The sequence below is a fragment of the Parabacteroides faecalis genome (assembly GCF_022809355.1).
Lineage (GTDB): Bacteria > Bacteroidota > Bacteroidia > Bacteroidales > Tannerellaceae > Parabacteroides > Parabacteroides faecalis.
Map to the genome: position 1 here is coordinate 74,716 of NZ_JAKZMM010000011.1, position 13,044 is coordinate 87,759.

The window sequence follows — 13,044 nt, forward strand, 5'->3', positions numbered from 1 at the left end:
TAAATCAAAAGTAACGAGAATCAAAAACAATTCCTATTAGAATTGCTACTGATTCTCGTTACTTTTATTTAAAGATATCGTATGCAGATATTCTTGCCCTAAATCAAGTTGCTTACAAAATTTCTTATTCCATCAATAATATCCTTTTGTCTGCTCATTGGCAGCCTGTCCCGTTTCATAGATTGGTTGGCGTGGACACATTTTAACTTCTGCATCAAACAGTAGTTCAATAACACGGACCGGTTCATTGTCCTTTGCTTCTGGTAACACAAAATGAACATATTCATCATCCTTTACATAAAATTCTATGGGCTTGTGTGTCTCATAATCTGTTACAGACTCAAACGTTTGCAAGAGACGAGGCAAGCAGACTTCCATCAGAGATTTATCAGTGACCATAATCCAGGCTTTGTTTCCTTTACGGGTACTAACTCCTCCGGGGAAAGGATAAAACGGGCCTCCTCTCGTTCCATAGATCATTTCAGCATGAGAGTTTAACCACATACCCAGCGTATCCATCAATGCGATTTGCGGTTTATCAAAACTTCCATCCGGACGCGGACCCAGATTAATCATATAGTTTCCGTTGTTTCCGACAACATGTACCATATCTTTGATCAACTCTTCTGCCGTCATCAATTGAGGATTGGGATTATATGACCACTGACGTTTATCAATCGTAACCCATGCTTGCCAGGGATGATCAGCCCATTTGGTTACATTATTCCCATGGTTCACCAGACGTTCCCGATCTTGAAAATCACCGGCAAAACGTTTCCCATCGATCTCTACATGATTCGTGGCACTTACAGAACGACGCCCTATATCTATACGGGTATTTAATAAGATGTCCGGTTTTACTTCATGAAATCTACGATAAAAATGCGAACCGACTTCATGTGTATAAGTATCATCCCACTCTCCATCAAATTGGATAAACGCCAGATCATATTTACGGATAATTTCTGTAACCTGATCTTCCATATATTTAAAATAACGTTCCAAGTTCGGACTATCCGCCTGTTTCTTGAAGAGAGTTCCCGGACCTCCATGATCATTGGGTGTCCAATCCGGATGATACCAATCTATATTGGAATAATAAGCCCCCAAAACCAGTCCGTTCCGATCGCAAGCTTTCTTCAGTTCACCCAGGATATCAATTTTACGGGCTGCATTTTCCATATCATAGTCCGAATAATCCGAAAACCAAATGGAAAAGCCGTCGTGGTGCTTTGATGTAGGAGAGACATAACGTATTCCCCAACGCTTCATTAACTGGCACCATTCTTCAGCATCAAACTTATTCGGGTTAAACCGTTTATAAAACTGATCATATTTCTTAGCTGGGATGGAAGTACCACGACTCCAGCCAATTTCCTTGCCACCTAATGCCGAAGGTCCCCAATGAACACTCAAGCCGATGCGTAAATCCTGCCATCTTTCCAAAGCCTTTTCCGGAGCTTTCAAATCCGGATTCAAATCGCCTCCGCCACTTAATACAGATGGAATACGGATATATTCTTTTAAATGCTTGCACCAATTCAGATAACCGGCAGGTGTCAGATGCAAGAAATCACCTCCATAATAGGCCTTTACCAAAGAGCCGTCTGCCTGAACAAACCACGAAGTCGGATTAACGTAAACAACATCTCCCCAAGTCTTACGCTGCAGAATAGAATGGATCGAATCACATTTCATACGCATAGGCGAAGTTTTTTCCAGTCCGGCTGGAAGCAAACCCATCAACAGAATTTGCGTTTCAGGCATTTGCTTGCGTGTTTCTTCTACTACCGCACAAATTCCTTCTGCTATATCCGCAGCACGATGTCCGGCATTCACATTATTAATTCCTATGGTTATCACTGCATACGCAGGCTTAGATGCGCCATATTTACCATGGCGTAAACGCCATAACAAGTTTTCTGTCCGATCACCCGAAATACCTGCTGATTCCCAAGTCAAATCTTTGAAGCAGCTATCCACTGCTGTTTTACCCGGTTTATACGTAACCAGCTCGCGACTGCCACCCAATCCCTGTGTAATGGAATTACCCAAAAACAGAATATCCAGTTTCTTTCGGGAAAGAATCTGCGTGATTTCTTCTGAAACAGCATGCCAATCGGCTCCTTCTTTCCAACCAGCCGCCGAGCGATATTCATTTCCCGGAATTGCGAATGTACAAGGATTGGCCTTTTCTGTCGTTGGTTCCAGATAATGACATAAGCGCATAGCCATTCGTCCTGCACCTATGGAAGACGGATGTAAACGGTCTGGCATTAAGGAAGCATCATAGGTCTCTCCCATCAGATCATGCATTTCCACATATTCCAGCTTCTCTTCTTTCGCAATTTCCTTAATTACCGGAACCAGCATTCCCTGAATAACACTTTCCTTGATATTATCGTCCGGTGACAAAAAGCAACGAACCGGACCCAACAAAATAATCCGAGGATGAGAAGACAACTCCTGATAACTGCGAATCAACTTCAGATAATCCGACTTAAACTTACGCTTATATTTAATATTCTGAGGCTTTGAATCGTTCGTTCCTAACTTAATAAACACAATATCCGGCAAGAACGCCAACGATTGCTTGTATTCTTCCGTCTCCATATACGGATAATCCCCTTTCAACAAGGCAGTCGCCCCATTATGTCCAAAGTTCCGTACTTCATATTTCTCGCCCAAATAAGCCTGCAACTGTGCCGGATAACTATTCTTATCCCGATTGACAATACCGGCACCATAGGTAATACTGTTTCCGACGCAAGCCACTTTAATGGGTGTTCCCCATCCCAACACCGTCAGGCAGAGCAACCAAACTAAAAAAACATACTTCCGTTTCGTTTTCATGATTTATCCATTTAAGTTAAGTCTGATAATTTTCTATGATACAAAGATAAGGCGAAGAAAATATAGTTTTATCATGATTGGGGGAAGAAAAGTACAAATTCCGATCATTCTCCCTACTATTCTCTAAAAGAATCTACATAAACAATAAAAAAAGAAGGTCCACCTAACAATAGGCAGACCTTCTCTTTATCTTAGTAAACCGTATATTTTTATTAAGCTTCTGCTTTGATTTCCTGTACAGAAACGAATGAACGGTTTTCTTTTCCCTTGTGGAATGTAACAACACCATCAACCAATGCATACAAAGTATGATCTTTTCCCATACCAACGTTTACACCCGGATGATGAGCTGTACCTCTCTGACGTACGATGATGTTACCTGCTTTAGCAACTTCACCACCGAACAACTTAACACCTAATCGTTTGCTTTCTGATTCACGGCCGTTCTTAGAACTACCAACACCTTTCTTATGTGCCATTTCTTCTTACTCCTTTTAAACGTTAAGCAACAACTTCTTTAATCAATACTTCTGTGAACTGCTGACGGTGACCGTTCAATTTACGATAACCTTTTCTTCTCTTCTTGTGGAATACCAATACTTTGTCACCCTTTACAAGCGGAGAAACTACTTCACATACTACTTTTGCGCCCTCTACTACCGGAGCACCAACTTTTACTTCGCCGTTGTTATCTACTAATAATACTTTGTCGAATTCAACAACTGCGCCATTTTCAGCGTTCTGAATGTGGTGAACGAACAATTTTTTGCCCTGTTCTGCCTTGAACTGCTGACCGTTAATTTCTACAACTACGTACATCTGTCTTTTTATCTTTAAACAGGTTAGGTCCCGGGGGTGAGTATTCTTTCTGATACTACTTTTCTACCCTCTGCGGAAAATCGGTTGCAAATTTAGATATTAAATATGAATCATACAAACTTTCCATGTTTTATTTTCCTATTTTTCTTCGCTTTCCCCAACGAACAACCAATCTCCTCATGACGTTGTCTTTCCCAATTAACATCAAGTATCCTCCAACTAAGTTAGAATCTTGTGGATTTCTCTTCAAATATACCGATATTTAATTACATCACATTGGTGAATTAATTAATTCACTAATATAAATTAATCAACTCACAATTGTGATGTAATCAATTCACATATATGAATTAATTAGTTTAAAAGATATTTTACTTAAAAAGAGAATTAAGATCAAGAAACAAACCCTCTTTTTCATCAGCAATCAAGAGATATAAAAGGATTCGCGCCTTTATTCAACTTGATATATATCAAAAAACAAGTATTTCCGGAAGTCTGGTTATTTATTTTAACGGATGGAACGAACCATGAAACGTTTCATTTACACTATTTTTGCTTTACATGAATATTTAAAGTCTATTTACTATGTCAAACAGAAGAACTTTTTTGAAAAACATCTCCCTCCTAACCTTGGGAGGTTTAGCTAGCCAATCGATGCTGGCATCTAATAAATCAGCAGAGTTTCTAGCAAGTGCTGGTTCCGTTTCCAATAATGCTGCTAAAAAACAAATGGGATTACAAACGTATTCTTTAGGCCAGGAATTATTAAAAGACATGCCAAACGGGTTGCAACGTCTGGCAAAAATGGGATATACCGAACTGGAAATATTCGGTTATAAAGAAGACAGCGGTAAATTCGGCGATTATTCGGCCGACAATACCACATTCATTGCACCTAAGGATTATAAGAAGATGGTAGACGATGCCGGAATGAAGATTACCAGTTCACACCTCTCTCCTTCTTTACGGGACTATACCAAAGAGAACATGTCTAAATTTGAAGAATTCTGGAAGAAGGCTACCGACATCCATGCAGAACTAGGAGTTACATGTATGGTTCAACCCAGTCTTCCCCAAATCGAAAACGAAGATGATGCCAAGCGGGTTTGCGACATCTTTAACCGGGCTGGTGAGATAACGAAAAGCGCAGGTATCCTTTGGGGTTACCATAACCATAGCAACGAATTTAAGCGTGTTTTGAAAGCCGGAGAGAAACCAGATCCAAACCGGAAGCCTTGGGATAAACCGCAAGGTACTTATATTGAAGAATTGTTCCTGAAGAATACCGACCCAAGCAAGGTCATGTTCGAATTGGATGTTTACTGGGCGGTTATGGGACAGCAGGATCCACTGGAATGGCTGGAAGATTATCCCGACAGATTCAAATTATTGCACATCAAAGACCGTTGGATTATCGGCGATTCCGGTATGATGAACTTCCCGAATATCTTCAAGAAAGGATATGAAATCGGCATCTTAGGTTATTATGTCGAACTGGAAGGCGACCGGAAAGGACGTACACAATTCGAAGGGGTTGAGAAGAGTGCACAATATCTACAAAACGCAGACTTTGTTAAATAACGTCTATCAGGTATAAACATATATACATGATAATATAAGTTCACAAGGTACATGGCTTTATTACAAGTTAGAACCTTGTGAACTTATTTGTTTTCCAACCTTTACAGACCGGAAGTATTATTTACTGACAAAGTGATATTCGCCAGAACCAACCTCGACTACCAACTCTGTTTCCGTATTACTCACCTGATGGATACCAGGTTGTGAAGAAACATTCACGCCATATTCTTTAGGAATCCGTATCACAGCCGTCGTATTGCCTGGAACCACCACACGCCAGTCCAGACGATTGCCGTCACGCGTCCAGTCGCTTACTATCTTTCCGTAGACCGATTCATACGAAGCCTTAACATGATTCAAACCTTCCGGAAAGACCGGAGCCATTTCGATTTTCTTAAAGGCCTGAGCACCGTCAGCACATTTAATTCCGGCCAAGTCTTCATAATACCAGATCAGCAGATCGCCCAACAACATCACATGATTGGCCGAATTCATGGCAGGATCGGCCGTATCACCGTTCCAAAGTTCCCAAATCGTCGTAGCGCCTTTATTAATCATATAGCCCCAACTTGGATATGTTTCGTTCGTAACGATCTTAAACGCCAAGTCCTTCCTTCCGTATTCCGTCAGACCACGCATCAAATGCTGAATACCCAACACGCCAGTACTAACATGGCCGCCAAAATCTTCTTCGGTCTTGCGTACAATATTATCGAACACTTTCTGTTCAAATCCTTCGGGAACAAGTCCCAGACGCAAGGAAAGAATATTGGCCGTCACCGTATTGTTGCCATACTGAGCCGTCTCCCGATTGAAGAACTTGGCATTGTAAGCCTCTTTCATTTCGGCAGCACGCTTCTGGTAGGCCGGAATATCAGCCGTCTGTCCACACAACTCGGCAAACTTAACCATCTTATTCAGCAAATCATAGTAAACTGTCGTACTCAGAATAGCACCGTCCGTCTTACGGGCCGGATCTTGTGAATGAATCAGATGCTGTTCTTCGGGCGGCATACACCAGTCTCCATACGTATCCTTAACAATCACACCATCTTTCATTGCTACTTCTTCCATGTGTTGCATCCAGCGTTTCATCGAAGGATAATGTTTCCGGATCGCACTGTCATCACCAAACTGGCGATAAAGCATATCCGCTACATAGAAATAAGCCGAAGGCCACGTCACATCGTCGGCATAGATTTCCCAATACTTCGGAGAAACCACCGAAATACTTCCAGCTTCATTCTGCGAATCTTCAATATCCTGCAACCATTTATTATATAAAAGCGCATTATTGAACAAGTAGGCTTCGCCACTGGCTCCCGTTGCCCGGTCGCCTAACCAACCCAAACGCTCATCACGCTGCGGGCAGTCAGTCGGCATACCTCGGTAATTACTGCGAATACCCCAGAATGCATTCTTATGGATCTGATTTACCAACGCATTCGAACTCTCAAACTGACCGGAAGTAGACATTGCATCATACACCACGTAACCGGCGAAATCACGATTGGAAGGCTGATAATCCAAACCGCTAACTTCAACGTAACGAAAACCATGATACACGAAGCTCGGCTGCCAAGAGAATTCGCCATCAACGGCCGGTGTATAAACATCTGTTACTTTCGCTGAACGCAGATTCGCCACATAAAGAGAAGTATCCGGATTAAGAATCTCAGAAAAACGGAAAGTAATCGGCTGATTGTTTTTCCCTTTCAGTTTTACACCCAGCCAACCAACCATATTCTGGCCCATATCCAAGATAAACTTCCCATCCGAACGGGCTATTACGTTTACAGGAACGACAGTGTCCTGCACCGCCAGATTCGGATTCGGCTGAGCCGTCAGCTTTCCACCCGGCTCTTTCATCACGTCTGCCGCTCTCCAGTCCGAATCATCAAACGATAAGGTATTCCAGCCCTTCAATTCTTTCCGGGCATCATACTCTTCACCATCAAATTCATTGTTCGCTACAATCGGTCCCTGCGAAGTTACCTTCCAACTCGTATCACTGACAACCTGATCGACGCTACCATCGGTATATTCTACTTCCAGCTGAGCCAACAAAGAAGGTAAGCCCGTCGTCAGCATACCCGGAACACGCATCGAGAAATAACGTCCGTTACCTAAGACGACACCCAACAGATTCTCTCCTTGCTGTAATAAATCAGTGACGTCATATACATTATAATATACACGCGATGTATAAAGCGAAGGCATCGGCGCAAAGACATCATTGCTGATCCGCTTACCATTCAAATAAGATTCCGAAGAACCCAAACCTGAAATATACAACACAGCGCGTTTTACCTCTTTACTGACCTGAAAAGGCTTTCGCAGATAACGAGCTGCCAGCCTTGTTTCACCCTGATCTTTCTCGCCCGGATTACTCAAAGCATTCTCGCCAATCCATTGCGCTTTCCAGCCATTGGCATCCAATATCGCCATGCCCCAAGTCTGGATATCGCTCCATTTTCCGGAACCCTGATTCGTTTTTACCTTTACCCGCCAGAAATAAGGCTTTTTAGCCTGTAAAGATTTTCCGCCATAAGCAATCCAAAGCGACTGATCTGAATCAACTTCTCCCGAATCCCACAAAAGATTCTTTTCCGCTTTCAAGTCTTCAGCCGAAGCCGCTACCTGAATTCGATAACCAGTTTGCACTAAATCCGGCTGTTCACTACGTATCTGCCAGGAAAAACGAGGATGTTCTACGTCAATTCCCTGTGGATTGTCTTTCATCTCGACCCGCAAATGACTTACCTGTATGGAATCGGAAGTAGGATTACAACCCATTATTCCTACCAAGGCTAAGCATATACTACATAAAATAATTTGCTTTTTCATTTATAATAGATTTTAGATTGTACATGATTGTCAAAGGAACAAATAAAATCCGTCACTTTACTTTAAATATTGACACGTAAACTATCTATTTTGACACAAATAAAAGTATTCATAGACAAAATACCTTTTTTAGTCGATTCTTTTTGAAAAAGAATGTCTGTTTCCGGTAATTTGTATCCCAAAAGATAAAAGATTAGACAATATGATGAACAAGACTATCAAAACAATTCTCGTTTCGGGTTTCTTCCTCTATACGATTCCCGTCATGGCACAAGAAGAATTCCCTGACATGCAACCGCCTTTCCCTCAACAGGAAGAAGGGAAAGCTCCATTTAAGGAAATACCTAATCCGGAAAAGTCGGCAAAACAGATTACGGAAGAAATGGCAAAAGAGCTCAATCTGACGGAAAAACAATATAAGAAGGTATATAAACTAATCCTAAAAGAGCAGAAATCCCTAATAGAAAACCGTATGGGACAAATGCGTCCGCCCATGATGCCAGGAAATCCAGGAGAAGGAGAAATGCCCATGATGGGACAGCCAGGAGAACGCCCGCCGATGGGTATGGGACCAGAAGGCATGTCGCACCCAAGACCGCCTCGAATGGATGAAGATATGGCAAAAGAGCTGGAAAAAGCCCGGCAGAAAAAAGAAAAGAAACTAAAGAAGATATTAACAGACGAACAATATACCCGTTGGCAAGAAATACAATTAAAACGAAAGAACGAACCGGGAAAACCGCCCGTTCCACCCGAAGAAAAATAAATCCGTCCTCAAAGCGAAAAGGATAGGCAGATTCCTGTATCTTTGCGTAATAAATCAAACATAAAAGATATGAACTATTACGAAGTCAACTTTAATTACGAATCTGCAATTGAGCCTTCAGTAGTAAGTGATATTCTGGCAGCAGAATTAGGTGAAATCGGTTTTGAGAGCTTTACGGAAACAGACGAAGGCCTGCAGGCTTATATTCAGGATAAGCTCTACTCGGAAACAGCCCTCAAGGAGAAACTAAACGATTTCCCTATTCCGGAAGTCCATATCCATTACACCTGTACGCCCATTGAAAGTAAAGACTGGAACGAAGAATGGGAAAAGAACTACTTCAAACCAATACGGATCGGACAGGAATGCATTATCCGGGCTTCGTTTCATCCGGAAGAACCGGGTTATACCTATAATATTATTATCGATCCGAAGATGGCGTTCGGAACAGGCAATCATGCAACCACCTTCCTGATGATTCAGGAAATGCTGCAATTAGACTTGCAAGGGAAAGAATTGCTGGATATGGGTTGTGGAACTGCCGTACTGGCTATTCTTGCCAAGCTGAGAGGAGCCGAAAGAGTTGTAGCCATCGATATTGACGAATGGGCCTACAATAACGCTTTGGAAAATATCCGATTGAATCATACCGAAGATATTCAGGTAGCTTTAGGCGGAGCTGAACAAATTGCCCGTTTCGGACAATTCGATTTCGTGTTTGCCAATATCAACCGGAACATCCTGTTGAATGATATTTGCCAATATGTTCACTGCATGAAACCAGGAGCCAGTCTTTTCATGAGTGGTTTTTATCAAGAAGATATCCCCGTTATCCAAGCTGAATGCGAGAAAAACGGATTAAGATTCGATTCATTCCGGGAAAAAGACAATTGGGTTGCTGTAAAAGTTAGTAAGCCTGAGCAGATTTAACATATTTTACACGCTTAATCCAAACATTTTCCATATTTTCGGCGTTATATAATAAACATTTAAAAAAGAGACAGTCATGAAAAACGTTGATTCTAAATTATTATTGGGCCTTGTAGTAGGCGCAGCAGTTGGTGCAGCAGTTGGTTATTTGGCAGCAACAGACAAAAGAGAAGATTTACTGAACGAACTAAATAGTGTAGTTGGAAAGGTAAAAGAAGGATTTAACTCAGCTTTGGCAAAATACAAAGAAGGAAAAGCAGAAGCTGTTAAACCCGTAGAAGAAGTGATTGCTGAATAATGAACGACAGCGAGAAAGTATTTCAGAATCTTAAGCAAGATGTTTCAGCTTATATGGAGCTGAAGCTGGAATTACTAAAATTAAACACGTATGAGAGAACAGGTAAAGTAATTGGCCTTCTCTCATACGGGTTAATTTTATTATTCCTGGCCTTCTTTGCCGTTTTGTTCATATTTTTGGCTCTAGGATTTTTCCTCGGAGAAATACTGGATGTTCCTGGCTCCGGATTTGCCATCGTCGCTTTATTATATATAGCGATTATTTGGATCATTACTAAAAACGAAGCCAAAATACGGACAAAGATCTTGAATTTAGTAATTGCAGCCTTGGCTGCCAACGACGACAAACAAAACACAAAAGACGATGAACCATCCGCAACAGACGCCGCTGGAAAAACTGTTGGCTGACAAACAACGTATCCAGCAAGCATGTCTGGAACAAGAGAATAAAATAAACAAGACGTTTACTTATATCCAAGAAAACGCCGGATCGTTGTTGCTCTCCGGATTATCATCGTTATTATTCCCTGCCAAACCGGATAAGAAAGGAGAAACAGCTCAAGGTACAGTTGCATCGGCAACACCAGCAACAACCTCACCACTCGGGTTATCTGATTATTTATCCGTAGGAAAAGCCTTAGTGCCATTAGCATGGGAAATTATTCAGCCCCTAGTAGTCAGTTGGGGGATTCGTACAATCCGGAAAAAGATAACAAACCTCTTTTCTCCCTCCAAAAAATCATCGGAGAAGAAGAAGTAAGGATTAATTTATGTTAGAAGATACACTTTTTCATTGGATTTTCATCCGAAAACAAAAAACATAACTAAATTTGCAGTCGAAAAACAAGGGGACTTTGAAAGAGGTCGCCGAGACTAAATAAGAAGAACAATTTTTTAATAAACCCATAAAAAGTTTTATTACAATGATTAAAGTAGGTATTAACGGATTCGGTCGTATCGGCCGCTTTGTATTCCGTGCAGCTCAGAACAGAAACGATATCCAGATCGTAGGTATTAACGACTTGTGCCCGGTTGATTACTTGGCTTACATGTTGAAATATGATACAATGCACGGCCAGTTCAACGGAACTATCGAAGCAGACGTTGAAAACAGCAAATTGATCGTTAACGGTAAAGAAATCCGTGTTACTGCTGAAAAGAATCCGGCTGATTTGAAGTGGGATGCAGTTGGTGCAGAATATGTAGTTGAATCTACAGGTCTGTTCTTGACTCAGGAAAAGGCTCAGGCTCACATCCAGGCTGGTGCTAAATATGTAGTTATGTCAGCTCCTTCTAAGGACGCTACTCCTATGTTCGTTTGTGGTGTTAACGAAAAGACTTATGTTAAGGGTACTCAGTTCGTTTCTAACGCTTCTTGTACTACTAACTGCTTGGCTCCGATCGCTAAAGTATTGAACGACAAATGGGGTATCACTGACGGTTTGATGACTACAGTTCACTCAACTACTGCTACTCAGAAGACTGTTGACGGTCCTTCTATGAAAGACTGGCGTGGTGGTCGTGCTGCTTCTGGCAACATTATCCCTTCTTCAACAGGTGCTGCTAAGGCTGTAGGTAAAGTTATCCCTGAATTGAACGGTAAATTGACTGGTATGTCAATGCGTGTTCCGACTTTGGACGTTTCAGTTGTTGACTTGACTGTAAACTTGGCTAAGCCGGCTAAATACGAAGAAATCTGCGCTGCTATGAAGGAAGCTTCTGAAGGTGAATTGAAGGGTATCCTGGGTTACACTGAAGATGCAGTTGTTTCTTCTGACTTCTTGGGTGACACTCACACTTCAATCTTCGATGCTAAAGCTGGTATCGCTTTGACTGATACTTTCGTTAAAGTTGTTTCTTGGTATGACAACGAAATCGGTTACTCTAACAAAGTATTGGATTTGATCGCTCACATGGCATCTGTAAACTGCTAATCTATCCAGATTAAATAGTTTCAAAGCCGCATCTTTCGGGATGCGGCTTTTTTTATGTCCTTACCTTTGGCAGTATGCAGGCAAAATTCGTAAGTTTGCAACATGAATAATTACGAACTCATTACTATCATTGGTCCGACGGCTTCGGGAAAAACAGCTTTTGCAGCAGCCCTGGCAGCACGACTGGATACAGAAATCATCAGCGGAGATTCGCGGCAGGTGTATCGCTCGATGGATATTGGGACGGGAAAAGACCTGGCGGATTACATGGTTGACGGGAAACAGATCCCCTATCACCTGATTGATATCTGCAATCCGGGCGATAAATACAACGTATTCGAATACCAGCACGACTTTCACAAGGCTTTCGAGGAAATCCGGAAGAAAGGGAAACTGCCCATCCTTTGCGGAGGAACAGGCATGTATATCGAATCGGTCCTCAGGGGATTCAAACTACTCGATGTGCCGCAGAATCCGTCTTTGCGGGAATCGCTGAAAGGAAAATCATTGGCAGAACTGGAGCAGATCCTGGCTTCATACAAGGTTTTGCATAACAAGACCGACGTCGACTCGGCTCAGCGTGCTATCCGTGCCATCGAGATCGAAGAGTTTTATAAGACGGAAGCGCCCGACAAGCGGGAGTATGCGCCGATCAACAGCCTGATTATTGGTGTGGATATCGACCGGGAGTTGCGGAGGGAAAAGATTTCGCGGCGACTGCGTGCCCGGCTGGACGAAGGTATGGTGGATGAAGTCCGCGCGATCCTCGCCACCGGCGTGAAGCCTGAAGACCTCATCTATTACGGACTGGAATACAAATTCCTTACCTTATATATTATCGGGCAACTGACGTACGACGAAATGGTATCGCAACTAGAAATCGCCATTCACCAGTTTGCCAAACGGCAGATGACGTGGTTCCGCGGAATGGAACGGCGCGGTTTGCATATTCATTGGCTCGACGCCACGCTTCCTACCGACGAAAAGATTAACAACGTATTAGCTCTCATTCAATAA

Annotated in this window: 12 protein-coding genes; 8 read left to right on the plus strand and 4 right to left on the minus strand. The window is 42.2% G+C overall.

What is annotated here, in order from left to right; all coding sequences use genetic code 11:
• Positions 1–132 precede the first annotated feature (132 nt).
• From MUN53_RS06110 to rplU, 3 genes are all read right to left on the minus strand, one after another.
• Positions 133–2,853 carry an alpha-L-fucosidase gene (locus MUN53_RS06110; protein ID WP_243323920.1) on the minus strand — a complete coding sequence of 907 codons (2,721 nt, stop codon included), beginning with the start codon at positions 2,851–2,853 and terminating at the stop codon, positions 133–135.
• 212 nt (positions 2,854–3,065) lie between these two features.
• Positions 3,066–3,332, minus strand: a complete 267-nt coding sequence (gene rpmA, locus MUN53_RS06115; protein WP_022455000.1) for a 50S ribosomal protein L27 — start codon at positions 3,330–3,332, stop codon at positions 3,066–3,068.
• Between the two features lie 22 nt (positions 3,333–3,354).
• The gene (rplU, locus tag MUN53_RS06120; protein WP_243323921.1) at positions 3,355–3,672 is read right to left on the minus strand and encodes a 50S ribosomal protein L21; all 318 of its coding nucleotides are present in this window, start codon (positions 3,670–3,672) and stop codon (positions 3,355–3,357) included.
• A gap of 585 nt (positions 3,673–4,257) precedes the next feature.
• Between rplU and MUN53_RS06125 the strand changes: the two genes are divergently transcribed.
• A complete protein-coding gene (locus MUN53_RS06125) occupies positions 4,258–5,253 on the plus strand; it encodes a sugar phosphate isomerase/epimerase family protein (protein ID WP_243323924.1) in 996 nt (331 codons plus the stop codon).
• Between the two features lie 117 nt (positions 5,254–5,370).
• Here MUN53_RS06125 and MUN53_RS06130 read toward each other — a convergent pair whose 3' ends face one another.
• Entirely contained in the window at positions 5,371–8,100 is a 2,730-nt protein-coding gene (locus MUN53_RS06130; protein ID WP_243323930.1) for an alpha-L-rhamnosidase, read from the minus strand.
• Between the two features lie 202 nt (positions 8,101–8,302).
• Here MUN53_RS06130 and MUN53_RS06135 point away from each other — a divergent pair, with 202 nt between their 5' ends.
• From MUN53_RS06135 to miaA, 7 genes are all read left to right on the plus strand, one after another.
• Complete coding sequence (locus tag MUN53_RS06135; protein ID WP_243323931.1) at positions 8,303–8,866, plus strand: DUF4890 domain-containing protein; 564 nt, start codon at positions 8,303–8,305, stop codon at positions 8,864–8,866.
• 69 nt (positions 8,867–8,935) lie between these two features.
• A complete protein-coding gene (prmA, locus tag MUN53_RS06140) occupies positions 8,936–9,796 on the plus strand; it encodes a 50S ribosomal protein L11 methyltransferase (protein ID WP_243323935.1) in 861 nt (286 codons plus the stop codon).
• Between the two features lie 76 nt (positions 9,797–9,872).
• Positions 9,873–10,094 carry a YtxH domain-containing protein gene (locus MUN53_RS06145; RefSeq protein ID WP_243323936.1) on the plus strand — a complete coding sequence of 74 codons (222 nt, stop codon included), beginning with the start codon at positions 9,873–9,875 and terminating at the stop codon, positions 10,092–10,094.
• On the plus strand, positions 10,094–10,501 hold the full coding sequence (locus tag MUN53_RS06150) for a phage holin family protein (RefSeq protein WP_243323937.1): 408 nt from the start codon (positions 10,094–10,096) through the stop codon (positions 10,499–10,501). The genes MUN53_RS06145 and MUN53_RS06150 overlap by 1 nt, the downstream gene beginning before the upstream one ends.
• Entirely contained in the window at positions 10,458–10,853 is a 396-nt protein-coding gene (locus MUN53_RS06155) for a hypothetical protein (RefSeq protein WP_243323939.1), read from the plus strand. The genes MUN53_RS06150 and MUN53_RS06155 overlap by 44 nt, the downstream gene beginning before the upstream one ends.
• Positions 10,854–11,016: 163 nt before the next feature.
• Positions 11,017–12,027 carry a type I glyceraldehyde-3-phosphate dehydrogenase gene (gene gap, locus MUN53_RS06160; RefSeq protein WP_243323947.1) on the plus strand — a complete coding sequence of 337 codons (1,011 nt, stop codon included), beginning with the start codon at positions 11,017–11,019 and terminating at the stop codon, positions 12,025–12,027.
• A 102-nt stretch (positions 12,028–12,129) separates the two neighbouring features.
• Positions 12,130–13,044: a tRNA (adenosine(37)-N6)-dimethylallyltransferase MiaA gene (miaA, locus tag MUN53_RS06165; RefSeq protein WP_243323949.1), complete on the plus strand. Its 915-nt coding sequence runs from the start codon at positions 12,130–12,132 to the stop codon at positions 13,042–13,044.

Bases quoted from the DNA above. Each gene is read 5' to 3' on its own strand.
- MUN53_RS06150 (WP_243323937.1), top strand. From the start codon at position 10,094: ATGAACGACAGCGAGAAAGTATTTCAGAATCTTAAGCAAGATGTTTCA.
- rpmA (WP_022455000.1), bottom strand. From the start codon at position 3,332: ATGGCACATAAGAAAGGTGTTGGTAGTTCTAAGAACGGCCGTGAATCA.
- MUN53_RS06125 (WP_243323924.1), top strand. From the start codon at position 4,258: ATGTCAAACAGAAGAACTTTTTTGAAAAACATCTCCCTCCTAACCTTG.
- MUN53_RS06145 (WP_243323936.1), top strand. From the start codon at position 9,873: ATGAAAAACGTTGATTCTAAATTATTATTGGGCCTTGTAGTAGGCGCA.
- gap (WP_243323947.1), top strand. From the start codon at position 11,017: ATGATTAAAGTAGGTATTAACGGATTCGGTCGTATCGGCCGCTTTGTA.
- miaA (WP_243323949.1), top strand. From the start codon at position 12,130: ATGAATAATTACGAACTCATTACTATCATTGGTCCGACGGCTTCGGGA.
- MUN53_RS06135 (WP_243323931.1), top strand. From the start codon at position 8,303: ATGATGAACAAGACTATCAAAACAATTCTCGTTTCGGGTTTCTTCCTC.
- MUN53_RS06130 (WP_243323930.1), bottom strand. From the start codon at position 8,100: ATGAAAAAGCAAATTATTTTATGTAGTATATGCTTAGCCTTGGTAGGA.
- rplU (WP_243323921.1), bottom strand. From the start codon at position 3,672: ATGTACGTAGTTGTAGAAATTAACGGTCAGCAGTTCAAGGCAGAACAG.
- MUN53_RS06155 (WP_243323939.1), top strand. From the start codon at position 10,458: ATGAACCATCCGCAACAGACGCCGCTGGAAAAACTGTTGGCTGACAAA.
- prmA (WP_243323935.1), top strand. From the start codon at position 8,936: ATGAACTATTACGAAGTCAACTTTAATTACGAATCTGCAATTGAGCCT.
- MUN53_RS06110 (WP_243323920.1), bottom strand. From the start codon at position 2,853: ATGAAAACGAAACGGAAGTATGTTTTTTTAGTTTGGTTGCTCTGCCTG.